The organism is Actinomadura rubrisoli, from assembly GCF_004349215.1.
Taxonomy (GTDB): domain Bacteria; phylum Actinomycetota; class Actinomycetes; order Streptosporangiales; family Streptosporangiaceae; genus Spirillospora; species Spirillospora rubrisoli.
Map to the genome: position 1 here is coordinate 1 of NZ_SMKU01000010.1, position 22,339 is coordinate 22,339.

Genomic DNA, 22,339 nt, shown 5'->3' on the forward strand with positions numbered 1-22,339 from the left:
GGGGGTGTGGGGGTCATCTCGGATCCTTTGCTGAGGGAGGTCAGCATGGGCGGTCCTGGACGATGTCGGCGACCTTCCAGGTGCCGGAGTCGTAGAGGACGGTGCTGCGGTAGACGTAGGCGCTGCCTGGGCCGCCGCCCAGGCGCTTGCCCGTCCTGGCCGAGAAGCGGTAGCCGCTGAGGGTGCGCACGCAGTCGAGGACGTAGACCTTGGTGCTGTCGGTCGACCGGCCGTAGACGCGGGGGTTGAAGGTGTTGGCGAACCGCCAGATCTCGCCCTTGGCCTTGGTCGCCTCGACGTCCTTGGTGACCTGGGTGAGGAGGGGGTCGGCGGCGACGGTGGCGAGTTCGGCGGGGTCGTTCCTCTCGTACACGCGCTTGTAGACGGCCTGGTACTCGCGGTAGCGGTCGATGACGGTCTTGTAAAGCAGCGCGGTGGGCTGGGCCGAGGGAGCGGCGGCGCTGGAGGGGGCGGAGGCGGCCCCGGTTTCGAAGCTGCCCTCGGGTTTCAGCGCTCCGCTGGAGGACGAGGACGTGCCGCAGCCCGCGAGCAGGCCGGCGAGGAGGGCCGCCGGCACGGGGGCGGCGCGGCGGAACCCCCGGAGGGAGGGACGTACCAACCGGACGCGCATCGTCATCCCTGAGCGTCGGCCGACAGCGGGGCGATATACGCGCGAAAGCTTACAGAGGACAGGCGTGGCGAGAAAAGGGATTCGTTGCGTTCGGATTGACCTCGATCGTGCTTGAGGTTGCAGGCTGGCGTTCTACGGATGGAGGGACGTCATGCGCGTCGTGTGGTTGAAGGAGTTCGGGGGGCCGGAGGTGTTGGTGCCGGGGGAGGCGCCGGATCCGGTCGCGGAGGCGGGCCAGGTCGTCGTGGACGTGGAGTTCGCCAACATCACGTTCGTGGAGACGCAGTTCCGGTCGGGCGGGCCGTCCCCGTTCACACCGGAGCTGCCGATGATCCCGGGCAACGGTGTCGGCGGTGTGGTCGCGGCGGTCGGCGCGGGGGCCGACCCGGCGCTGGTGGGGCGGCGGGTCGTGACGAGTACGGGAGGGTCGGGCGGATACGCCGAGCAGGCCGCGGTGGACGCGGCCGGGCTGTTCGAGGTGCCGGACGGGCTGGAGCTCGACGACGCGGTGGCGCTGCTGGCGGACGGGCGCACGGCCACGATGATGCTTCGGGCGGCGGATCCGCGTCCCGGCGAGCGGGTGCTGGTCGAGGCGGCCGCGGGCGGGGTGGGGACGCTGCTCGTCCAGCTCGCGAAGGCGGCGGGCGCCAGGGTCGTCGCGGCGGCCGGGGGCGGCCCCAAGCTGGACGTGGCGCGGCGGCTGGGCGCGGACGAGGTCGTGGACTACCGCGAGCCGGGCTGGAGCGAGACGGTCGGGGAGGTGGACGTGGTGTTCGACGGTGTCGGCGGCGACGTGGGCCGGGAGGCGTTCACGCTGCTCGAACGGGGCGGGCGGATGGTTAGCTTCGGGTTGGCGAGCGGCGAGTGGGCCGACATCCCGGAGGAGGCCGCGGCCGATCGGGGGGTGGCGCTCGTCCGTCCCACGGCGTCGCCGGAGGAGCTGCGCGGGTTCACCGTGAGCGCTCTCGCGGAGGCGGCCGCCGGGCGGTTGAAGCCGGTGATCGGGCAGCGCTTCCCGCTGGACGGCGCGTCCGACGCGCACGCGGCGATGCAGTCGCGCGCGACGGTCGGCAAGACGCTGCTGGAGGTCCGGCGGTGACCGACTTGAAGCTCGGGCTGTACCTGCCGTCGTACGGGGTGGACACCGCGGCGACGGTCGGGGAGCACGCCCGGCACGCCGAGGGCGCCGGGTTCGAGTCGGTGTGGGCGGGCGACCATCTGATCCCCGTCCGGCCGTTCCTGGACGCGACGCTCGTGCTGGCCACGGCCGCGGCGGCGACGGAGCGGATCGGGGTGGGGTTCGGCGTGATGGTGCTGCCGCTGCGGCACGTCGCCTGGGCCGCCAAGCAGGTCGCGAGCCTCCAGCACCTGTCGGGCGGGCGGGTGCTGCTCGGCGTCGGCAGCGGCGGCGGCGTGCACGGCGACGCCGCGTTCCGCGCGGTCGGCGTCCCCTTCGCCGAGCGCGGCGCGCGGACGGACGCGGCGCTGGAGGTCCTCCCCGGGCTCGTCCAGGGGAAGCCCACCCGGCTGGACGGCGGGGACGTCACGCTGTCGCCGGGCGCGGAGATGCCGCCGGTGCTGGTCGGCAGCGGCCCCGAGCGCCGCGTGGCCCGGTTCGCGGACGAGTGGTACCCGGCGTTCTCCACCCCCGGGGAGATCGAGGCCGGGACGCGGCGGATCGCGGAGCTGGCGGCGGAGCACGGCCGTCCCGCGCCCAAGGTGACCGTCGGCCTCAGCTTCGGGCTCGGGGACGTGCCCGCGGCGGAGGTGGACGCCCAGGTCCGCTCCCTCACCGGCTACGGGATGAGCGAGGAGGCGGCCCGGGAGAGCCTGCTCACCGGCGGGCCGGGTCAGGCGGCGGAGCGGCTGGCCGCGCTGGCGGAGGCGGGCGCGCACCGCGTCATCGGCATGCCGTTCCCGTCCGACCGCCGCCGCCAGGCCGACCTCCTCGCCGAGGCGGCGCGCCTGGCTAGCGGGTCCGCGTGAGGAAGGCCGTCAGCGCGCGCTCGTAGGCGGCGGGGTCGACGTTCCACGCCTCGGTGTGGTCACCCTGCGCGGCGATGTGGGTGACCATGCCGGGCGGGGCCGCCTTGGCGAAGGCGAACGCGGGCCTGTTGGCGACCGTGGCGTCCTCGGCCGTGGTGAACAGCAGCGTCGGGGTGCGCAGGCGCGGGGCGTACGGGCGCTGGTCGAAGTCGCGCAGATCGATGCCGATGCGCTTGCTGAGCATGCGTTTCGCCACGTCCGTGACGAAACGCGGCAGGTGGCGGTCGTCGCCCTGCTTGTCGAGGGTGGCGCTCCAGTCCATGACGGGGGAGTCGAGGACGACGCCGCGCACGAACGACGGATCCTTGCGCAGGGTCGTCATGACCATCGCGCCGCCCATCGACCAGCCGTACAGGACGACGCCGGTCGCGCCATTGGCGCGGGCGTAGGCGACGGCGGAGGCCACCTCGTTCCACTCGGTGTCGCCGAGGTGGTTCCTGTGGTCGGCGGACCGGGGCGCGCCCACATCGTTGCGGTACGCGATGGACAGCATCGGCAGCCCGGTCGCGTGCACGGCCCGCATGGCGCGGAACGTCTCGGCCTTGTCGGCGTTCCGTCCGTGGACCCCGATGACCCATGTGCTCTTAGGGGACGCACCGGGCAGCAGCCAGGCGGGCATCGGCCCGACCTTGGACGGATAGGTGACGTTCTGGAAGTCCAGGCCCAGCGCCGTCTTCGGGTCGCTGTCGTACAGCCAGTGGTCGATGTCGGCGGGCGCGCCCTTGATGAGCGTCCCCTCCAGGACGGACGCGACCCGCCGCACGACCCGCTTCTTGCCGCCGCCCACGACGGGGCCGAGGAGCGCGCGGCCGCCCTTCCAGATCAGCGCCCACGTGCCCGGACGTTCCGTGAAGGGCTCGCGGGGCAGAGTCACCGTGCCGTTCCCCGCGTCCACGATCTCGGTGCGGTACTCGACCGAGTGGTCGACCTGCGTCGCCACCCCGGCGAAGTACCAGCTGATGCCGCCGACCGCCGCGCACAGCAGCACCACGACGGCGAGAACCGCCGACACCACCAGCCGGACGCGGCGGCCCCGCGATCGGCGCGGGCGCGCGGAGGTCTGTGGGGGCGGCGATTCGGGGGCATCGGTCGTCACGCCATCTGACGTTAGCCGACCGAAGCGGGATCCCTGCCCGGCCTCTCGGCGACAGCCGGGGACGTCCCGTTCTACCGCAATGGGGTTTTCGGACGGATATTCTTCCCGCCAGTCGCCAGCGGAGCACAGGGGAGCACGGGGGAGCACGGTCGTGACGGGGCAGAACGAGCGGATCGCCGAGATCGAGGGCCGGATCGTCCAATACGTCCGGCGGAAGACGCCGTCCGGCTGGCGGCGGGTCGACCTGCACTGCAAGGCCACCGTCGCCGTGAACGACACGGCGCTGGTCTTCCTCAGGGACGAGGGCAGGGTCCAGGTCGCGGGGAAGGTGCCCGACGAGCTGATCGGCATGCTGATGGAGCTGCGCACCGCGCACTACCTGTCCGAGCAGGGCACCTGGTTCTCGATGCTGTTCATCATCGAGCCCGAGGCCGCGCGGCCCCTCTACAACTACGACTTCGACCCGGAGTGGAACCCGCCCATCGAGGTGGACTGCTGGCGGCGCGACCAGATCGTTATGCCGCGGGACGGCGCGAACCTGCCGGGCTGGCTGCGCGACCGGCTGGAGGGCCGCGAGCCCGTCCCGCGGCCCGCGCCCGACCCGGGCCCCATGAACCCGATCGAGCAGATGGAGCTGCTGTCCGACCAGCTCAACATCCTGCTCGCCGACCACGCGCCGCAGCTGTGGCTGAAGATCTTCGGGTACTACCAGGTGGTCGGCGGGCACGTGGAGTTCCCGCCGATGATGCTCTACAAGGCCGACAAGACCATGACGGTCTGGACGCCGCCCGCCGCGGCCGCCGGGCTCCTCGACCGGCTCCGCGCCGGGACGCACGCCTTCCAGGGCGCCACCTGGTCCCGTATCGACTTCGAGGTGGTGTACGAGGACGGCAACGTGCGCTGCCGTGCGAGCTTCACCAACGACGACGAGCCGAAGTGGAATCGCGAGCCCTCCGCGGAGGACGTCCGGAGGGAGCTCGAACGGTTCCCGCGCGACGACGTCCCCGAGTGGATGACCCGCCGCCTGGATACGGCCGCCCCGTCGCCGTCGCCGTCGCCGTCGCCGTCGCCGTCGCCGTCGCCGGAGCCGCCGCCTGCCCCGGCTCCGGACGGTGGTGGCGCGTCGCGGGGAGGGCTGCGGAAGGCCCGCGTCTTCGACCACGCAGGGCCCGATGGTGACCGTCCCTCTGTGTCGCGTCCGGCCGTCCCGGCGGACGAGGTCGAGCGCGTGGCCGAATACCTGCGGCGGGCGCCCGTCGTGATGGCCGCGCGTTCGTACGCCCCCGATCAGCTCGATCCGTCGCGCGGCGCCCAGGTGCCGCTGACCTTCCACACGGACGGGACGTGGGTGTGGTCGGGCGCGGTCGGCTACTACCTGCGCGAGCACGGCATTCCACCCGAACCGGAGCTGGTGGCCCACATGCGCGCCGGTGGCTTCCGCGTTCCCGCGCTGGACGACGAGACGATGGACGCCGCGAGCGCCGCCGTGACGGGACGGACCGCGCCCGAGCGCGTCCGCAAGAATTCCGTGGCGGCCCACGTGGACCCGGACCCGCCCTCCGAGGAGTGGTCCCACAGGCTTCAGCGTCGCTTGGACGAACTGGGCGTGGAGCCGTCCGCGTACCGGATCCGCACCACGGCCGAAGGGGCGTGGTGCCTGCTACCGGAGGCGCACCGGTGGTCGGTGTTCCAGATGCGAGGTGGCGAGCCGCGCTCGAAGGTCGTGTTCGACGCGGCCGAGCAGGCGGCCGCATTCCTGCTCGGAAGCGTCCTGCTGGAAGCGCCGACCCCGGCGCCGAAACCGGCCAGACCGGCTGAGGCGACCGGGGCGATCGAGCCGCTGGACGGAGAACCGCCGCTCAGCCTTCTGCGCGACCGCCGGATAACAGAACTCCCAGAGGGGACGACCGTGGACCGCCACGGCGGCCCCGGCGGCAACCTGACCTACGCCGCCCGGACGCCGTACGGCCAGCGTTCCTTGCCGCCGGACTGGCAGCGGCGTCCGTACCACCTCTACCGGTTGCAGAAGCCGCTGGAGGCGCTGACCGGTACGGCCGTTCCCTGGTTCGAGCAACCGGGCGGCGGCACCGCGTACGTGTTCCGCCGCTCCATCGCGGACATGCTCGCCGACGGCTCCCTCATCGAGATCCACGACGAATAGGCAGGGATAAGCAGGGCTAGGCAGGGCCAGGTGCGGTGCTTCAGAAGCGGCGTGCTCCGTCCAAGCGGCGTGCTCCGTCCAAGCGCCGCTGCGCGCGTGTGTCGTTGAAGTTGGGGGCCACCGCCGGGCAGTGTGCGCCCCACCCGGGTGTCCGGCCGTGCAGCAGATAGGTGTCGACGGCCTTGCGCGTGCAGGGGCTCAGCCCGTACGCGCCGTGCCCGGCGCCCTTGTAGGTGAGCAGCGCGGAGCCGGGGATGCTCCGGTTCACCGAACGCGCCCACGGGTACGCGGTGACAGGGTCGCCGACTCCGTTCACGACCAGGATCGGCGGCGTGCCGATGATCCGGTACGGGCGCTGCGGGTCCTGGGCGGCGCGCGGACGTCCGATGCAGGCGGTGACGGCCTCCCAGCCGAGCGGGTTGAACCGTACGTGCGGTGCGGCCCGGCGCGTGTGCGCGCGGACGGCGGCCAGGTCCTTGTAGTTGCGGACGGGGAACGACCAGTCGGCGCACAGGATCCCGATGAACGCGCCGTCGGGCGGCTCGTCCGGTGCGCTCCGCTTGATGGTCCGCACCTTCTGCCGTGACAGCTCGCGCAGCTCCTCGCTGAGCCCGGCCCAGGACAGCGGGTTGTACATCGACGTCCGGACCATCTGCGCAAGGCCCGGCGGTGCGAGCCGTTCCTTGGGTGAGTCGAGCTCGTGCAGAGTGCCGCGTTCGGCGCGCCGCATCAGCGCGTCCAGGAGCTTGACGGGGTTGGTCTTCTTCATCTTGCGCAGCGCGCAGTACTTGGACGTGGGGCACCACTTGGCGAACTGCGCGTACCCGGCCTCCAGCGCGCGCGCCTCGTCGGTGGAGAAACGCACGGTTCCGGGGGCGCTGTGGTCCATCGTGCTGTCGAGGACGAGCGAACGGACCCGTCCGGGGAACAGCTCGGCATACCGCTGTCCCAGCCACGTCCCGTAAGAGAGCCCGTAGTAGGAGATCTTCTTCTCGCCCAGGGCGGCCCGGAGCGCGTCCACGTCGCGGGCCACGCTTCCCGCGTCCAGGAAGTCGTACAGAAGGCCCGTCTTCGTGCGGCACGCGGTGTAGAGCTTGCGCTGGTACGCGCTGAGCTTGGCGAAGTCGGCCTGGTTGCGGGGGTGCGCCGGCGGCGCCTTCCCGACCTTCGCGCAGCGGACGGGACGGCTGCCGCCCACGCCGCGCGGATCGAGGCCCACAATGTCGTAGTGCCGCCTGAGCTGCTTCGACAGTCCGCTTCCGTCCAGGACGAACTCCGTGCCGGAGCCGCCCGGCCCGCCGGGGTTGACGACGAGCGTGCCGATCCGCTCCTTCGGCGCGGTGGCCTTGGCCCGCGCCACCGCGATCTTGACGGTGCCGCTCTGCGGCCCGGTCGCCCAGTCGATCGGCACCGTGAACGTCCCGCACTGGATCGACCGGTCGTCCTCGCACGGGTGCCAGGAGATCGGCGCGGGCGCAGCCGCCGCCCGCACCTGGCCGGGGACGAGCGCGCCGGCGACGGCGGCGCAGAGGAGGAGGGCTCCGGACTTCCGGCCCAAGCGAATCACGTAGGGGGTTCCCTGTCTTTTTCCGTGGCCGGTCAGGCGCGTCCGATGGCGGAGACCAGATTGAGGCCGAGGACGAGGTCGAGGTGGATGAATGTCTCTAGCTTCGTGCCCGGCGGCACGTCCGGGTCGGCGGCCAGCTCGTCCAGCACCGCGAGGGCGGACGGGCTGTCGAGGTCGCTCGCCAGCGCCGTCTCGGCCCTTCCCGCGTGCTCCCGGCTCATCGGACGGCCCGGCTCCGTGGCCCATTCGGCGACCTTGGCGCGCCACCGGTCCAGCCGGTCGGCGGCCTGACGGAACCGCTCCGCCGACAGGTGCAGCGGCTCCCGGTAGGGCGCCTCCAGTATCGCGAGCCGCGCGTGGAGGGGATCGAGGCTCCCGCCGGCCACGACCGTGTGCCAGTCACCGGTCTCGCGCGGCACGGTCATGAGGAAGGCGTCCACTTCGGCGCCGTCCTCGGATGCCATGTAGAGGTCGGCTTCCGGGACGGGCGCGTCTCCGCCGAGCACCTCGAACGGCTGGACGCCGTACTCCGTCCAGTCCTGTTCCTGGGCGGCGAAGCGGGGCGAGCTGGACGTCCGGACGTGGCGCCCGGCACGTTCCGCCGCACGCCGCAGCAGGTCGGCGACCACCAGCGCGCGGTGTCCGGCCCCGTCCAGGAGGTGGACGCGCAGGACCCTTCCGCCCGGCGGTTCCTCGGGGCGTCCGGTGCGATGGTCGTGCAGCCGCAGCATGTGCCAACCCTAGGGCGTCGGGCGTCCCCGGATCCCACCGGCGGTCAGAGCGGCGGGTCGGAGAACAGCGGCCCGACGGGCATCGGGACGGCGCCGTCGGGCTTGCGGACGGCGGCGAAACGCAGCCGCACGTAGTCGGCGACCCAGCCCGACTCGCGGCGCAGCGCGGGCGCGGCCAGGTCGTTCACCCGTACGAGAAGGGGCTCGACCAGCTCCGGCGGGACGTCGGCCAGCGCGCGCGCCGCGTAGGCCCGGACCCAGTCGGCGGCGCCGTTCGGGCCTTCGGTCATCCGGGTCGGCCGGTCGGCGTGCTCCAGCAGCCGCAGCGTGAACCCGCCCTCCTCCAGCCTGGTCGCGTACTCGGCGGGACTTGGGAAGTACCAGGGCAGCTCGGGCTCGCCGAGACCGAACACGCGCCAGGCCGTCTGCATCGCGGCGACCAGCTCGGCGCAGTTGCCCGCGCCGCCCAGCTCGCCGACGAACCGTCCGCCCGGCCGCAGCGCCGCGTGCACCCGTGCGATGACGGCGTCGGGGTCGCGGGTCATCCAGTGCAGCGCCGCGTTGGAGGCGACCGCGTCGAACGACTCGCTGATCGTGAAGTCGTGCGCGTCGCCGACGATGAAGGACAGCCCCGGGTGCAGCGCGGTCGCCTGCGCGACCATGTCGGGGCTGCCGTCGATGCCCAGCACCTCGGCGCCCCGCTCGGCGATCTCCGCGCTGAAGGTCCCGGTGCCGCACCCGAGGTCGATGACCCGCTCCCCGGGCTGGGGATCGAGCAGGTCGACCAGGGGCGCGCCGTGCGCGGAGACGTACCCAAAGGCGGAGTCGTACGTCGTCACGGCCCAATTCACTGTCGTAATTTATCGGACAAAGCGGGGAGTGGAGGCGGCGTTTGCGAGGGCACGCGTCCGGTGGTGATCCAGCCCACCCTCGGCGAACCCCGCCTCGCCGCCCGGCGGCACGGCCCGTACCCTGCGGAGATGGGCGAGGTTCGCGTCATGGGCGCCGAGGGTCCGGACGGTCTGACCCTGCGCACCGGCGGCCTGTCCGCGCGGGGCCTGCCCGAGTTGCGCGCCGGTGGGCTGCCTCCCTATCTGGGCCAGGGCTGGGCGCGCGTCCTCGGCGCGCTGGCGCGGCATCTGGCGGCCTCCGCGAGGATTCCCCGCGAGGTCGTTCTCGCCCCGGACGTCACGATCGTCCTGAGGGCCACCGGCGACGGCCATCTGGAGCCCGTCCCGCCGCCCGGACAAGACGCGGAGGAGTGGCGCCGGGACGTCATCGTCCGGCTGTTCCCCGAAGCCCGCTCCTGACCCGCATGATGGGCTCATTCGTCCGCTCTTGGTCACGGACGATCTTGCCTTTCTGCACCCTTACCGACCTTGCCGGACGAGTGTCACCAGTGCCGCGCAGGGTATGAAGCCGCCCGAGGCAACACGTTTCGGGGGTGCGTGGTGCAGACGAGAGGTTTCGGTGTATTCGCCGCTGTCGGAGTCGGCCTGCTGCTCGTCACCGGATGCGGGCACACGCCGAAGAAGCAAGCACGAACGGCAGGACAGCAGGTGGCCGCCGGGCGGAAGGCGCCCAGAGCGGCGCCGCCGCCTCCACGGCAGATCGACTGCGACAAGGTGCAGTGCGTCGCCCTGACGTTCGACGACGGGCCGGGTCCCTACACCGACCGGCTCCTGGGCACGCTCCGGTCCGGCGGCGCGCGCGCGACGTTCTTCATGCTGGGCGAGAACGTCCCCAGTCACGGCGCCGTGGTCCGGCGCATGGCGCTGGAGGGCCACGAACTGGCCAACCACAGCTGGTCGCACCCGCAGCTCACGTCGCTCTCGACGGCGCGGGTGCAGTCCGAGGTGCAGCGCACGCAGCAGGCCATCTCGCAGGCGTCGGGCGGGGTGCGGCCCACGCTGATGCGGCCGCCGTACGGGGCGACCGACAAGCGGGTCGGGCAGGCCGTCGGGATGCCGCTGATCCTCTGGAGCGTCGACACGCTCGACTGGCGCTACCGCAGCGCCAGCCGCGACGCCAAGGTCGGCGTCAGCCAGCCGAGGCGCGGAGGCATCGTCCTCTTCCACGACATCCACAAGCCCAGCGTCGACTCCATCCCCAAGGTGCTGGACGGGCTGAAGCGGCGCGGGTTCACGTTCGTCACGGTCTCGGAGCTGTTCCGGGGCAAGCCGCTCAGGGCTGGCCAGACCTACACAGAGGCCGTCGTCCCCAAGCCGCCGGCCCCGCCCGAGCGTCCCGGCTCGCCCGCGCCGGGCTCGCCCGCGCCCGGCTCGCCCACCGGACCCGCGCCGGACTCACCCGCCCCGGGCTCGCCGAGCGTGCCCGCCGCGGAACCGCCCGCACCGGGCGCTCCGGGCCCCGGCTCACCCGCGCCCGGCTCACCCGCGCCCGGCTCACCCGCGCCCGGGTCACCGGCGCCGGGTTCGCCCGTCCCGTCCGCAGGACAATGAGCCCGCACGGCGGCCAGTAGACCGGACGGGTTCCAGCCCGCGACGGCAGGGCGCCCCAAAGGCCACAGCGGGGCATCCCGAAGGTCACAGCGGGGCTCCCTGGAGGCTACAGCGGAGTGGCGGGGCCGGCCCTGGTCAGGCTCGGCGGGGCACGGACGCCCCAGCCGTCCTCAGCCCGATTCGTCGGCGCGCGGCCTGCGGCGCGGCGGCGGCTGGCGCGGGACGACCTTGCCCGCGACCACGATGCCTTCGGGGACCTCCACCAGTTCGCCGTCGCGGCGGCGCACCTGGAGCGTTCCGTCCGCCCAGGATTCGAGCACGCCCACCACGTCGCTGTACTCTCCCGTTGGCAGACGACGGCGCAGCGAGACCCGCTGACCCACGTCCGCACTACTGATGGACACCACCAGCCGTGCGGCGAAGCGGCCCGGCATGTGAGGACCCCCGTGTCGAATCGACTGCGCCGTGACGGCCATACTATTCACAGCGAGCTTGCGGTGAGCCGTGACGTGCGGCGGGGCCGGAAACCCGAGAGGAGTCACTGACGTGACCTACGTCATTGCGCAGCCCTGCGTGGACCTGCTCGACAAGGCATGCATCGAGGAGTGCCCGGTCGACTGCATCTACGAGGGCAAGCGCATGCTCTACATCCACCCGGACGAGTGCGTCGACTGCGGTGCGTGCGAGCCGGTTTGCCCGGTTGAGGCGATCTACTACGAGGACGACACGCCTGAGCAGTGGAAGGACTTCTACAAGGCCAACGTGGAGTTCTTCGACGACCTCGGCTCGCCCGGCGGTGCCTCCAAGGTCGGCAAGATCGACAAGGACCACCCGATCGTGGCGGCGCTGCCTCCGCAGAGCCAGGACGACTGACAACACTGACAACGCCGGGGGGTCTGGGGGCGCTCGGGCGCGCCCTCGTCGATCGCTCCTGCCGGTTTCGTACGCTCGGGCCGTGGTTTCCGTGATCGTGGGGGCCGCGGCCTCGCGTTTCGGTTCGAGAAGGGGTGGGACGTGTTCACGCTGCCGGACTTTCCGTGGGATCGGCTGGCGCCGTACAAGGAGCGGGCCGCGGGCCACGCCGGCGGCATCGTCGACCTGTCCGTGGGGACTCCCGTGGACCCCACGCCGGAGCCGATCCGCGCCGCGCTGGTGGAGGCGTCCAACGCCCCCGGCTATCCGGCCACGTACGGGACGCCCCGGCTGCGCGAGTCCGTGGCCGGATGGCTGCGGCGCCGCGTCGGCGTGACGGGGGCCGACCCGGACGCGGTGCTCCCGGTCATCGGCACCAAGGAGCTGGTGGCGTGGCTCCCGACGCTGCTCGGCGCCGGTCCGGGCGACACCGTCGTCTTCCCCGAGCTGGCGTACCCGACCTATGACGTGGGCGTCCGCCTCGCGCGGGCCGAGCCCCTCTGCTCCGACGGCCTCCTCGCGCTCGGCCCGGTCAGGCCGAAGATCGTCTGGGTGAACTCGCCGTCGAACCCGACCGGCAAGGTGCTGCCCGCCGAGCACCTGCGCAAGGTCGTCGCGTGGGCGCGCGAGCGCGGGTCGATCGTGATCAGTGACGAGTGCTACCTGGAGTTCGGCTGGGACCCGGACAACCCGCCGATCTCGGTCCTGCACCCGGACGTGTGCGGCGGGTCCCACGAGGGGCTCCTCGCGATCAACTCGCTGTCCAAGCGCTCCAACATGGCGGGCTACCGCGCGGGCTTCGTCACCGGCGACCCGGCGTTGGTGAAGCGGCTGCTGGAGGTCCGCAAGCACGCCGGGATGATCGTCCCGGCGCCGGTGCAGGCCGCGATGGCGGCGGCCTTCGACGACGACGCGCACGTGGACGAGCAGCGGGAGCGGTACCGGCGCCGCCGCGCCGCCCTGCGCGCCGCGTTCGAGGGGCACGGCTTCCGCGTCGACCACTCCGAGGCGTCCCTGTACCTGTGGGCCACCCGGGACGAACCGTGCTGGGACACCGTCGCCCATCTGGCGTCCCTCGGCGTCCTCGTCGGCCCCGGGGAGTTCTACGGCCCGGCGGGCGCCCGGCACGTCCGGATCGCCTTCACCGCCACCGACGAGCGCGTCGCCGCCGCCGTCGAACGCCTCTAGACCACCCCCGAACGGCATGCCCGAGCCCGGTCCCGCGCATGGCGGATCCGGGCTCACGCGAGGAAACCGGTGGGCTTTTTGATCCGTCTGAGTGCGGTATGGGCTTGCGGGTCCGCAAATCGGTAGGATCCGCAGGTCCGTGCCGGTCCTGTAGGTGAATTGACGGAGGTGCCCGTGGGCGGAACCGCCATCGTGATTCTGCTGGCGCTGATCCTGGTCGCCCTGGTGGTGCTCATCGTGATCCTCCTGCGTCGCCGGGGCGGCGCGTCCGCGCGGCCCGCGCCCGCGCCCGCCGTGCCGCGCGACCCGTTCGCCGCCGAGGACGAGGTGGGCGGCGACCCCCGGACGCTCAAGGCCGGGGACATGGTCGAGTACCTCGGCACCCGCTACTTCGTGCGCGGCTCGGTGCGGTTGAAGGAGGGCGGCTTCACCTGGAGCGAGCACCTCCTCGACGCCGACACCATCGAGGGCACCAAGGTCTGGATCTCCGTCGAGGAGGACCCCGACCTGGAGGTCGTCTGGTGGACCGAGCACGAAATAGGCGACCTCTCCCCGAGTGCGAAGACGATCGTCCTGGACGGTGTGGAGTACCGCCGCGACGAGCACGGCACCGCCGACTACACCAGCGAGGGGACGACCGGGGTCGGCGTCCAGGGCCGGGTCGAGTACGTCGACTACGAGGGCCCACGGGGACGCTACCTGTCGTTCGAGCAGTACGGGGGCGGACAGTGGGAGGCCGGTCTCGGGGAGCGGGTCCCGACCGGCGCCCTCACGATCTATCCGGGTGGCGGCTGACGTTGCTCGCCACCCTCGACACCCCCTACGCCGACGCGCGGGCCGACGAGCTCTCGTTCGCGCTCGGCCTGCCGCCGCTGGACGCCCTCGCCGTCCTGCCGGTCGAGCGGGACGGCCTGACCGTGCAGCTGCGCCTGCTCGGCGCGTCCCACCAGGTCATCGCCGGGCCGCTCAGCGAGACGGTGGCGTGCCTGCCCGGCGCCGCCGACCCGCTGCCCGGACGGGCGAGCACGACCCTGCCCGGCTGGGCCTACGACTTCAGCGCGACGACGGACGCCCACGACGACGACGCGGCGTTCGGCCGGGCCGTCGACGCGGTGTGCGCGCGGCTCGCGGACCGCGGCGACGCCCTGACCGGCGCCTTCCCCGGCTCCCGGCACGCCGTCACCGCCCTGGCACTGGAGAACACCGGGATCGGCTGGCGGACCTGGCACGCCTATCCCCAGACGCGGGAGATCGTCATGACGCGGAGCCGGCTGGTGAGTCCATCGTGAGGGCGAGGTACTGGGTGATCGGCGGCGTCTCGGCCGCCGTGATCGCCGCGGTCGTCCTGGTGGCGGTGCTCAAGGACGGCGACGGGTCGCCGTCCAAGTGGATCTCCAAGAAGTACTCGCGGGTCTCCTCCGGCGTGTACCGGTCGCCGAAGCCCCCGCAAGCCGTCGCCAAGGAGATCAATAAGAAGCACAAGGCGATCGACCGGGTGGACGACCTCGCGGCGATGGGCGCGGGCGGCGGGGTCTTCCTGCGCTACCCCAAGCTCGTCGTCGGCGTGCTGCCGGACGGGTCGGGCAGCCGGATCACCGTCGACACCCCCTCCGGCGGATACAGCCGCTACCACTCCCACGTGGGCGGGCGCTGGAGCAGCCCGGGCAGCAACGGCTGGAACAGCAGTGGCATCGCGTCGTTCCGCGGCGGCGGGCCGGGGTCGGGCAAATAGGGAGCAACTGATGAACGACATCCTGCACGACGGCGGTGCCACGCTCGCCTACGGCGCCCTCGGCATCGCGCTGATGGCGCTCGGCTACCTGGTGGTCGAGGTCACCACGCCGGGCCGGCTCGGCCACCAGATCTGGACCGAGGGCAACCGCGGCGCGGCGCTGCTGCTCGCGGTCAAGCTGCTCGGCACCGGCGCGATCGTGACCACCGCGATCGTCACCAGCGACAACGACCTCAGCGAGGGCCTGGTCGACACCGCCGTGTACGGCCTGCTCGGCATCGCGCTGATGGTCGTCGCGTTCTACCTCCTCGACATGATCACCCCGGGCCGGCTCGGCGCGACGCTCGTGGACGGGGCGGCGGCGGTGCACCCGGCCGGCTGGGTGGTCGCCGCCGCCGACCTGGCCGTCGCGGCGATCGTGGCCGGGGCGGTCTCCTGACCTCCGGCGACCTGGACCACGCCCTCGCCCCCGGGGACGAGGCCGCCCCGCCCGTCCCGGAGCCGGACGCGGCGTCGGAAGGCGGGCTGCGGGCACCGGCGCGGGTGGCGCGCTCGCTCGTCCTGGGGGCGGTGTTCACGTGCGCGGCCTGCGGCCTGGTGTACGAGCTGGCCCTGGTCGCGCTCGGCAGCTACCTGGTCGGCAACTCCGTCACGCAGGCGTCGATCGTCCTGTCCGTCATGGTCTTCGCGATGGGCGTCGGCTCGCTGGCGGCCAAGCCGCTGCAAGGACATCCGGTCGTGGCGTTCGCGGTCATCGAGGGGGCGCTGGCGCTGGTCGGCGGCCTGTCGGTGCTGGCCCTGTACGCGGCGTTCGCGTGGCTGGACCTGTACGTCCCGGCGCTGGTGGTCGTCGCGTTCGCGGTGGGCGCGCTGATCGGCGCGGAGATCCCGCTGCTGATGACGCTGCTCCAGCGGATCCGGCGGCAGGACGCGGGGAGCGCGGTCGCCGACCTGTTCGCCGCCGACTACGTGGGGGCCCTCGTCGGCGGGCTGGCGTTCCCGTTCCTGCTCCTCCCGACGTTCGGGCACATCAAGGGCGCGCTGCTGGTCGGCGTGGTGAACGCGGTCGCCGGGATCGCCGTCGTGCTGTGGCTGTTCCGGCGGCGTCTCGGCCGGGCGTCCCGCACCGCGCTGTGGGGCGGCATGGCCGGGGTCCTCGCCGTCCTCGGCGGGACGTACGCGCTGGCGGACGGCTTCGAGGTGTCGGCGCGGCAGGCGCTCTACTCCGACCCGATCGCGGTGGCCGAGCGCACTCCGTACCAGGAGATCGTCATCACGCGGAAGGCCGCGCTGTCCGGCGCGTCCGACGTGCGCCTGTTCCTGAACGGCGATCTCCAGTTCTCCTCGGTGGACGAGTACCGCTACCACGAGTCGCTCGTCCACCCGCTGATGTCGGGGCCGCATGGCCGGGTGCTCGTCCTCGGCGGCGGCGACGGCCTCGCCATGCGCGAGGTGGTGCGCTACCCCGGCGTCCGCAGCGCGACGCTGGTCGAGCTGGACCCGGCGATGATCCGCCTGGCCCGCACGTACGGGCCGATCGCGTCCCTCAACCGCCACGCGCTGGACGATCCGCGCGTCAGAGTGGTGACCGCCGACGCGTTCTCGTGGCTGCGCCGCCTGGACGAGCGGTTCGACTCCGTCGTCGTGGACATGCCCGACCCCGACGACGTCTCCACCGCCAAGCTGTACTCGGTCGAGTTCTACGGCCTGGTCAAGCGGGCCCTGGCGCCGGGCGGCCGGATGGTCGTCCAGTCCGGCTCGCCCTACTTCGCCCCCAAGTCGTTCTGGAGCATCCGGAAGTCCATCGCCGCCGCCGGGCTGTCCACCACGCCGTACCACGTGGACGTGCCGAGCTTCGGCGACTGGGGCTTCGTCCTGGCCTCGCCCGCGAAGGAGCCGCCCGCCCTCGCCCTCGCACCGGACGTCCCGGACCTGCGCTTCCTCGACGCCGACGTCCTGCGCGCCGCGACCGTCTTCCCCAAGGACCGCCGCTCCCGCGACGTGGACGTCAACACCCTCGTCCACCCCCGCCTCGTCGAGTACGAGGGCGAGGAGTGGAAGAACTCCTAGCCGGTGGAGCGGCGGATGGCCTTGTCGACCGACCGCTGGAACGAGGTGACCACTGACTGGATCATCAGGGGCTTGAGCCGTCCGGCCAGCTCGATGAGCCGCTCACGCTCCCTGGGCGGCCTGCCGCCCTCGCGGTAGGGGCGGACGACCGTGTCCTGGAAGACCTGCTGCAGCTCGGCGGCCAGCGCCGTGGTGTGCCGCTCGACGGCCTCGTGCGAGGCGACCAGCGTGTCGAGGGGCAGCGGCAGCGCGGCCAGCTCGACGCTGATCCCGAGCAGCACGGGGCTGATGACGCGGACCCTGCCCGCCGGGGCCGGCTCGATCACCCCGAGGGCTTCCAGCCGCTTGAGCGCGTCGTCGTCGAGATGGCGTCCGGTCCGGCGGTCCAGCTCGTGGCGGTCGAGGTCCTCGGGCCGCTCGGGCGCCCACGGCGACAGCAGGGCGCGCTGGAGCGCGAGGTCCTCCGGCGGCGCGTCCAGCGGGATCCTCCGCAGATGCCTCTCGATCGCCGCCAGGGTGAGCCCGAGCGACTGCAGCTCCCGGACGAGCTCCAGCCGCGCCAGGTGGTCCTCGCCGTACAGGCCGGTGCGGCCGCGGAGGCGGGGCGGCGGCAGGAGCCCGCGCCCGGCATAGAAGCGCACGGTGCGGACGGTGACACCCGCGCGCGAGGCCAGCTCGTCGACGGTCAGCTCCACCGGCGTGCCTCCCTCGACCTATGTGACAGTGCCAGTGTTACATTAAACGTGTATCAGCACGCACTTACCGAGGGGACCGCCGGATGGCACGGGAGATCTTCGCCGAGGAGCACGAGGCGTTCCGCGAGACGGTGCGCTCCTTCATCGAAAAGGAGATCGCGCCGCACCACGAGCAGTGGGAGAAGGACGGCATCGTCTCCCGCGACGTCTGGCTCGCGGCGGGACGGCAGGGCCTGCTCGGCATCGACATGCCCGAGGACCTCGGCGGCGGCGGCGAACTCGACTACCGCTACTACGTCGTCCTCAACGAGGAACTGGCCAAGGCCGGCGTCCACGGCCCCGGGTTCTCCGTCCACAACGACATCAACGGCGGCTACCTGCGCCAGCTCTGCACCCCGGAGCAGAAGGCCCGCTGGATCCCCGGCTACTGCTCCGGCGAGCTCATCACCGGCATCGCGATGACCGAGCCGTCCGCCGGGTCCGACCTCCAGGGCGTCAAGACCACCGCGACCCTGGACGGCGACGACTACGTCCTGAACGGCTCGAAGACGTTCATCTCCAACGGCATCCTCGCCGACCTCGTGATCGTGGTCGCCAAGACCGACCCGTCCGCCGGCTCCAAGGGCGTCAGCCTGCTGATGGTCGAGCGCGGCATGAAGGGCTTCGAGCGGGGCCGCAACCTCGACAAGATCGGCATGCACGCCCAGGACACCGCCGAGCTGTTCTTCGACAACGTCCGCGTCCCCCGCGCCAACCTCCTGGGCGAGGAGGGCATGGGCTTCATCTACCTCATGCAGAACCTCGCCCGCGAACGCCTCGCCATCGGCGTCACCGCCCAGGCCGCCGCCGAGTCGGCCTTCGAGATGACCCTGGAATACTGCAAGACCCGCGAGGCGTTCGGCCGTCCCATCGGCAGGTTCCAGCACAACCGCTTCACCCTCGCCGAGATGAAGACCGAGCTCACCGTCACCCGCGCCTTCACCGACGCGTGCGTCGTCAAGGAGGGCAAAGGCGAACTCGGCGTCGACGAGGCCGCGATGCTCAAGTACTGGAACACCGAGCTGCTCAAGAAGACCGTGGACCGCTGCCTCCAGCTCCACGGCGGCTACGGCTACATGACCGAGTACCCGATCGCCAAGGCCTACCAGGACGTCCGCGTCCAGACCATCTTCGGCGGCACCACCGAGATCATGAAAGAGATCATCGGCCGCTCCCTCGGCGTCTAGCCCGCCTCGCCCTGAGGCACGCCCCGCGGTGCCGGTCTCCGGCTGACCTGCGCGATTGGTGGCCCGGTGAATTGTCGGCCAAGATGGGGCGCTGTGAGCGCCAACACCTTTGACGGCACGGCCCACACGGTCCTCCAGGTCGGCACGCTCAACGGCACGGTCGAGTTGGGCCAGAAGGCGCGGACGGTCCGGATCGTCCCGACGGTCACCTCGGTGTACCGCGACAGGGTCCCGGAGCTCACAACGCTCAGCGAGTGGGCCGATCAGACGAGCACCGGCAGCCCCCAGATCGTCAACATCACGGGTGAGCCCGGAGTGGGGAAGACGACACTGGCTCTCACCTGGATCAACGCGAACCGGGAGCGCTTCGGGCACGCCCAGATCGCGATGGAGTGCGGTGGAGCCCTGGGGCACGGCCGGAGCATCGAGGAGGTCTGCGACAGCTTCTTCGCGCTGAAGAACGTGTCGCACAGCGCCGCCACGGTCGCGGCGAAGGTCGATCTGATGCGCTCGCTGATCGATGGAGAGGCCGTCGCGCTGCTGCTGGACGACGTGCGGTCCGCCGCCCAGGTGCTGCCGTTCCTGTCGGGCCTGCCGGGTCTGCTCGTCTTCATCACCAGCCGGGCACCCGTCCCGGGGCTCGCCGAGTACCGGCCCCGGCGCCTCGCCCTGGCGCCGCTGCCGGACGAGGCCGTCCGGGAACTGTTCGAGGAGATCCTCGGCGGCGAGCGGACCCGCGCTGAGCCCGCAGCGCTCGCCCGGCTCGTCGAGCTGTGCGCGGGACTTCCGCTGCTGGCCAGCCATGCCGCCGGGCTGCTCCACGATGACGAGGACCTGCGGCTGGCCGACCTTGCCGACCGGATGGCCGAGCAGGGGCGCCTGGCGGCGATCGAGGCCGGCCACGACGACACGATGGCCAGGCCGTCGGCGGTGTTCGAGGTCGTCTACCGGGAGCTGGACCTGCCCGCCGCCCGGATGTATCAGGCGATCGGGCTGCACCCGGTCCGCGACTTCGACGCCGGCCTGGTGGCCGCGCTGTTCGCCGGACAGCCGGCGGGCGCCGAAGGGCTTGACCAGCTGGTGCGGAGGGGAGCCGTCCGCAAGGACCGGCGCGGCCGCTACGTCATGGACGACCTCACTCACGAACACGCCGGGCTGGCGGCCGACCGCGACATGGACCGCGACCTCCGGCGGGCGATCCGCACGCGCATGGACGACTACTACCTCCGAGCGGCGGTCGCCGCGGACACCGCGCGTCGCTGGAAACTCAGTCCGCTGTACGGCCAGGAGGCTCCCTTCCCGCTGCCCGAGCTCGTCCGGCCCCGGGACGTGTTCTCCTGGTTCGGCGAGAACCTGTCCGCGATCATCGCCTGCATGGAGCGGGCGGGCCGCGTCTGGGAAGGGGCCGTACCGGGCTACGGATGGCAGATGGCCGAGGCCACCAACGCCTACTTCACCGCCGTCGGACGCCACGACGAACGCGCGACCGTCCTCAGCCTGGCCGAACGCGACGCCGACGCCTGCCAGAACCCGGACGCGCAGGCGCGTGTCCAGGCGCAGTGGGGCGAGATGCTCCTCGGACAGGGAAAACTCGACGAGGCGGCGGAGAGGTTCCGGCGTTCGCTCCAGGCCGCCGAGTCCGGGGCTGAATCGCGTGGGCGAGGTGCGGCCCTGGAATGGCTGGGCATCACCGAACGCCGTCGCGGCGATGCCCGCGCCGCTCTGGACTATTTCGACCGGGCATTGCCGTTTCTGGACCCGAACCGTCCGCGCAGCCGGGCGCTCCTGCACATGCACCGCGCCGACGCCCAGTCGGTGCTGGGCGATCGGCCGGCGGCGCTGGAGAGCTATCGGAAGTCCACCGAGGTGTTCCGGCGGCTCGCGGCGCACGGTCAGCGCGATGAGACCAACGAGGGCAAGGTGCTCGTCGGTCAGGCCGAACTGCTCGCGGAAACCCATCCAGATCAGGCGCGGCTTCTCTTCGAGGAGGCCATTCCCCTCTTCCATGCGGACGGCCGCGACTACCAGGAGGCCAAGGTCTGGGAAGCCCTCGGGGATCTCGGCACTGGGGACGAAGCGTGGCGGAAGGCCCTCGGGCTCTATGAAGAACTCCAAATGGGAGACGCAGCCGAACGCGTCAGAGCGAAATTGCGCTGAACACGGCACTAACGGTCTGCTCCCCGCCGAAGCACAGCGTCAGCGGGCTCAGCGCCGCCAGGTCACGCGTCCCGGATACGCAACGTTCCGCCAGAACCGCGAACACGGGCTCGGCCGCTCCGGAATCGGTGAGGGAGACCTTGACTCCCCGGCCGTCCCGGGAGCGGAGCACGGCGTGCCGCCCGTCCCGGACCAGCGTGAGCGTGAGGCCCGGCCGGTGCTCGAAGACGGACGCCGACCAGGTCGGCTCGTCCGCCGGCAGGGCCTCCCGCGTCGTCCAGATGACGTCGGCCGTTCCGGCGAGCCGGTGGTCCAGTTCGTGGTCGGCGACGATCAGCACGCCGGGACCGGCGCCGGTGACGGCCGCGGGCCACCGCTCGACCGAGAACTCGCGCGGTCCCGTCCGCTTGACACTTGTCCAGAGGGACGCGGGGGTGGTGCCGTCGACGGCCGGGGCGTCGACCGCCAGGACCGGCGGTTCCGCGCCGGGCGGAGATTCGTCCATCATGGCGTAGAGCCGTTCGCGGATCAGGCGGAGCGACCGTCCGGGAGCGGAACTGACCATGGCCGCCGCGGTCGCGTGGGTGCGGTCGCGCAACTCCTCGGCGCGGCGCAACTGCGGTTCCAGAGCGGTGTGCGGATCGAGATGCGCGGCGACGTCGAAGAGCCTGCCCAGCCCGGACCTCGGATCGATCATGCCTCTGCCGGACTGGTCCAGCAACACCGGCCGTCCCGCGGCCGCCGCGTAGACACTGACCGACCCATGATCGGACAGCACCCAGTCGGCGGCGACGACAGCGGCCCGCCAGCCCTCCTCCGGTGGCAGAAGGATCAGTCCGGCCCGTAGCGATTCGTCCAGCCAGGCCCGGATCTGAAAGGCGCTGTGCGACGCCCAGACATTGGGATGGAGGACAAGCGCGACCCGGTACCCGTCGAACGGAAGACTCCTGAGTGTTCGCGATGTGAAAAGCGGATCGACACCGAAAAGCGAATCCTCTCGCCACGTCGATGCGACGGTGATCAGCCGCTGACCGGGCCGCAGTCCGAAAGCATGCCGATAATTAAGCCTGCGAGGAAGACTGGCGATCATCCTGTCATGGCACGGGTCACCGGCAAGAAAGGCTACCGGCAGTGCCTCGGCACATCCCTCGGCAAGCCGCTCGAACTGCTCATCGTGCGAGAGTCCGATCGCAGCGGGCACCAACCTGCCCGCGTGCTTGAGCGTCTCCTCCGACAAACCGAAGACCGGTCGCCGGTCGCCGGTCGCCGGTCGCCGGTCGCCGGTCCAGCGTTTATTGTACCCATTCCCATGGGGAACGCGCAGTATCGGACATTTAATCTCATGTAGATTATCGCCGAGGCCGGCAGTGATCGCAACCTGAAATTCCAGTGCTGTCGCCTGCTCCCAGCTCAATTGATGAATCTCGTTGGCTTGGATGAACGAATCGATTCCGTAGGGAAACATGGCATCACTGGTATGCGTGCAGAACAACTGGATGCGAGGGTCCTGGAAAAGCGGGATCAGGTCACCCAAACGCGTCGCGGCGGTGGCGCTGTGAATGACGAGCAGCACCCGCAGCGATGGCTGTGCGGTTCGCCATCCGGGCAGGACCGCACTGATCCGCCGGATCGTCGGGGGGAGATCCGCGTCCGTCACAAGCAGAC

The 22,339-nt window shown here is 71.8% G+C and carries 22 protein-coding genes; 14 read left to right on the forward strand and 8 right to left on the reverse strand.

Features of this window, described 5'->3' with window-relative positions; translation table 11 throughout:
- Positions 1–40 precede the first annotated feature (40 nt).
- A complete protein-coding gene (locus tag E1298_RS04315) occupies positions 41–631 on the reverse strand; it encodes a hypothetical protein (protein ID WP_131889437.1) in 591 nt (196 codons plus the stop codon).
- Positions 632–782: 151 nt separating this feature from the next.
- Between E1298_RS04315 and E1298_RS04320 the strand changes: the two genes are divergently transcribed.
- Positions 783–1,730 (forward strand): zinc-binding dehydrogenase, encoded by a 948-nt coding sequence (locus E1298_RS04320; RefSeq protein ID WP_131889438.1) that lies wholly within the window; start codon positions 783–785, stop codon positions 1,728–1,730.
- Positions 1,727–2,617 (forward strand): LLM class flavin-dependent oxidoreductase, encoded by an 891-nt coding sequence (locus E1298_RS04325; RefSeq protein WP_207944430.1) that lies wholly within the window; start codon positions 1,727–1,729, stop codon positions 2,615–2,617. Before E1298_RS04320 ends, E1298_RS04325 begins: the two co-directional genes overlap by 4 nt.
- On the opposite strand, the gene E1298_RS04330 is transcribed toward E1298_RS04325, so the two are convergent.
- Positions 2,601–3,773, reverse strand: a complete 1,173-nt coding sequence (locus E1298_RS04330) for an alpha/beta hydrolase family protein (protein ID WP_165975295.1) — start codon at positions 3,771–3,773, stop codon at positions 2,601–2,603. The genes E1298_RS04325 and E1298_RS04330 overlap by 17 nt on opposite strands.
- Positions 3,774–3,924: 151 nt before the next feature.
- Here E1298_RS04330 and E1298_RS04335 point away from each other — a divergent pair, with 151 nt between their 5' ends.
- Positions 3,925–5,934: a TNT domain-containing protein gene (locus tag E1298_RS04335; RefSeq protein ID WP_243725374.1), complete on the forward strand. Its 2,010-nt coding sequence runs from the start codon at positions 3,925–3,927 to the stop codon at positions 5,932–5,934.
- A 40-nt stretch (positions 5,935–5,974) separates the two neighbouring features.
- Here the strand turns inward: E1298_RS04335 and E1298_RS04340 are convergent, their stop codons facing one another.
- The 3 genes from E1298_RS04340 to E1298_RS04345 are packed head-to-tail and all read right to left on the reverse strand — an operon-like array spanning position 5,975 to position 9,071.
- Positions 5,975–7,501 (reverse strand): alpha/beta hydrolase, encoded by a 1,527-nt coding sequence (locus tag E1298_RS04340; RefSeq protein ID WP_165975296.1) that lies wholly within the window; start codon positions 7,499–7,501, stop codon positions 5,975–5,977.
- Positions 7,502–7,533: 32 nt separating this feature from the next.
- Complete coding sequence (locus tag E1298_RS47730; protein WP_165975297.1) at positions 7,534–8,232, reverse strand: cysteine--tRNA ligase; 699 nt, start codon at positions 8,230–8,232, stop codon at positions 7,534–7,536.
- Between the two features lie 44 nt (positions 8,233–8,276).
- Entirely contained in the window at positions 8,277–9,071 is a 795-nt protein-coding gene (locus E1298_RS04345; RefSeq protein ID WP_243725375.1) for a class I SAM-dependent methyltransferase, read from the reverse strand.
- Positions 9,072–9,212: 141 nt separating this feature from the next.
- Between E1298_RS04345 and E1298_RS04350 the strand changes: the two genes are divergently transcribed.
- Both E1298_RS04350 and E1298_RS04355 read left to right on the forward strand, forming a co-directional pair.
- Positions 9,213–9,542 carry a hypothetical protein gene (locus tag E1298_RS04350; protein WP_131889442.1) on the forward strand — a complete coding sequence of 110 codons (330 nt, stop codon included), beginning with the start codon at positions 9,213–9,215 and terminating at the stop codon, positions 9,540–9,542.
- Positions 9,543–9,683: 141 nt separating this feature from the next.
- Entirely contained in the window at positions 9,684–10,694 is a 1,011-nt protein-coding gene (locus E1298_RS04355) for a polysaccharide deacetylase family protein (RefSeq protein WP_165975298.1), read from the forward strand.
- A gap of 170 nt (positions 10,695–10,864) precedes the next feature.
- On the opposite strand, the gene E1298_RS51700 is transcribed toward E1298_RS04355, so the two are convergent.
- Positions 10,865–11,170: a putative acetyltransferase gene (locus tag E1298_RS51700; RefSeq protein WP_424923064.1), complete on the reverse strand. Its 306-nt coding sequence runs from the start codon at positions 11,168–11,170 to the stop codon at positions 10,865–10,867.
- A gap of 70 nt (positions 11,171–11,240) precedes the next feature.
- On the opposite strand from E1298_RS51700, the gene fdxA reads away from it, so the two are divergent.
- The 7 genes from fdxA (at position 11,241) to E1298_RS04395 (ending at position 16,596) form a co-directional block, all read left to right on the forward strand.
- Positions 11,241–11,567 carry a ferredoxin gene (fdxA, locus tag E1298_RS04365; RefSeq protein WP_067455581.1) on the forward strand — a complete coding sequence of 109 codons (327 nt, stop codon included), beginning with the start codon at positions 11,241–11,243 and terminating at the stop codon, positions 11,565–11,567.
- A 141-nt stretch (positions 11,568–11,708) separates the two neighbouring features.
- Positions 11,709–12,794 carry a succinyldiaminopimelate transaminase gene (gene dapC / locus E1298_RS04370; protein WP_131889445.1) on the forward strand — a complete coding sequence of 362 codons (1,086 nt, stop codon included), beginning with the start codon at positions 11,709–11,711 and terminating at the stop codon, positions 12,792–12,794.
- Positions 12,795–12,968: 174 nt separating this feature from the next.
- Positions 12,969–13,589: a DUF4178 domain-containing protein gene (locus E1298_RS04375; RefSeq protein WP_131889446.1), complete on the forward strand. Its 621-nt coding sequence runs from the start codon at positions 12,969–12,971 to the stop codon at positions 13,587–13,589.
- Positions 13,590–13,591: 2 nt separating this feature from the next.
- A complete protein-coding gene (locus E1298_RS04380; RefSeq protein WP_131889447.1) occupies positions 13,592–14,083 on the forward strand; it encodes a DUF2617 family protein in 492 nt (163 codons plus the stop codon).
- Positions 14,080–14,526: a DUF4247 domain-containing protein gene (locus E1298_RS04385; RefSeq protein WP_243725376.1), complete on the forward strand. Its 447-nt coding sequence runs from the start codon at positions 14,080–14,082 to the stop codon at positions 14,524–14,526. Before E1298_RS04380 ends, E1298_RS04385 begins: the two co-directional genes overlap by 4 nt.
- Before the next feature lie 10 nt (positions 14,527–14,536).
- Positions 14,537–14,965 (forward strand): DUF350 domain-containing protein, encoded by a 429-nt coding sequence (locus E1298_RS04390; protein ID WP_131889448.1) that lies wholly within the window; start codon positions 14,537–14,539, stop codon positions 14,963–14,965.
- A gap of 104 nt (positions 14,966–15,069) precedes the next feature.
- Positions 15,070–16,596 (forward strand): polyamine aminopropyltransferase, encoded by a 1,527-nt coding sequence (locus tag E1298_RS04395; protein WP_207944431.1) that lies wholly within the window; start codon positions 15,070–15,072, stop codon positions 16,594–16,596.
- On the opposite strand, the gene E1298_RS04400 is transcribed toward E1298_RS04395, so the two are convergent.
- Positions 16,593–17,291: a MerR family transcriptional regulator gene (locus E1298_RS04400; protein ID WP_131889450.1), complete on the reverse strand. Its 699-nt coding sequence runs from the start codon at positions 17,289–17,291 to the stop codon at positions 16,593–16,595. The two genes, E1298_RS04395 and E1298_RS04400, sit on opposite strands and share 4 nt — an antisense overlap.
- Before the next feature lie 83 nt (positions 17,292–17,374).
- On the opposite strand from E1298_RS04400, the gene E1298_RS04405 reads away from it, so the two are divergent.
- Together E1298_RS04405 and E1298_RS04410 are read left to right on the forward strand one after the other, a co-directional pair.
- Positions 17,375–18,517 carry an acyl-CoA dehydrogenase family protein gene (locus E1298_RS04405; protein WP_131889451.1) on the forward strand — a complete coding sequence of 381 codons (1,143 nt, stop codon included), beginning with the start codon at positions 17,375–17,377 and terminating at the stop codon, positions 18,515–18,517.
- Positions 18,518–18,610: 93 nt separating this feature from the next.
- Entirely contained in the window at positions 18,611–20,674 is a 2,064-nt protein-coding gene (locus E1298_RS04410; RefSeq protein WP_131889452.1) for a tetratricopeptide repeat protein, read from the forward strand.
- On the opposite strand, the gene E1298_RS04415 is transcribed toward E1298_RS04410, so the two are convergent.
- Positions 20,655–22,331 carry a hypothetical protein gene (locus tag E1298_RS04415; protein ID WP_131889453.1) on the reverse strand — a complete coding sequence of 559 codons (1,677 nt, stop codon included), beginning with the start codon at positions 22,329–22,331 and terminating at the stop codon, positions 20,655–20,657. The genes E1298_RS04410 and E1298_RS04415 overlap by 20 nt on opposite strands.
- Positions 22,332–22,339: the final 8 nt, after the last annotated feature.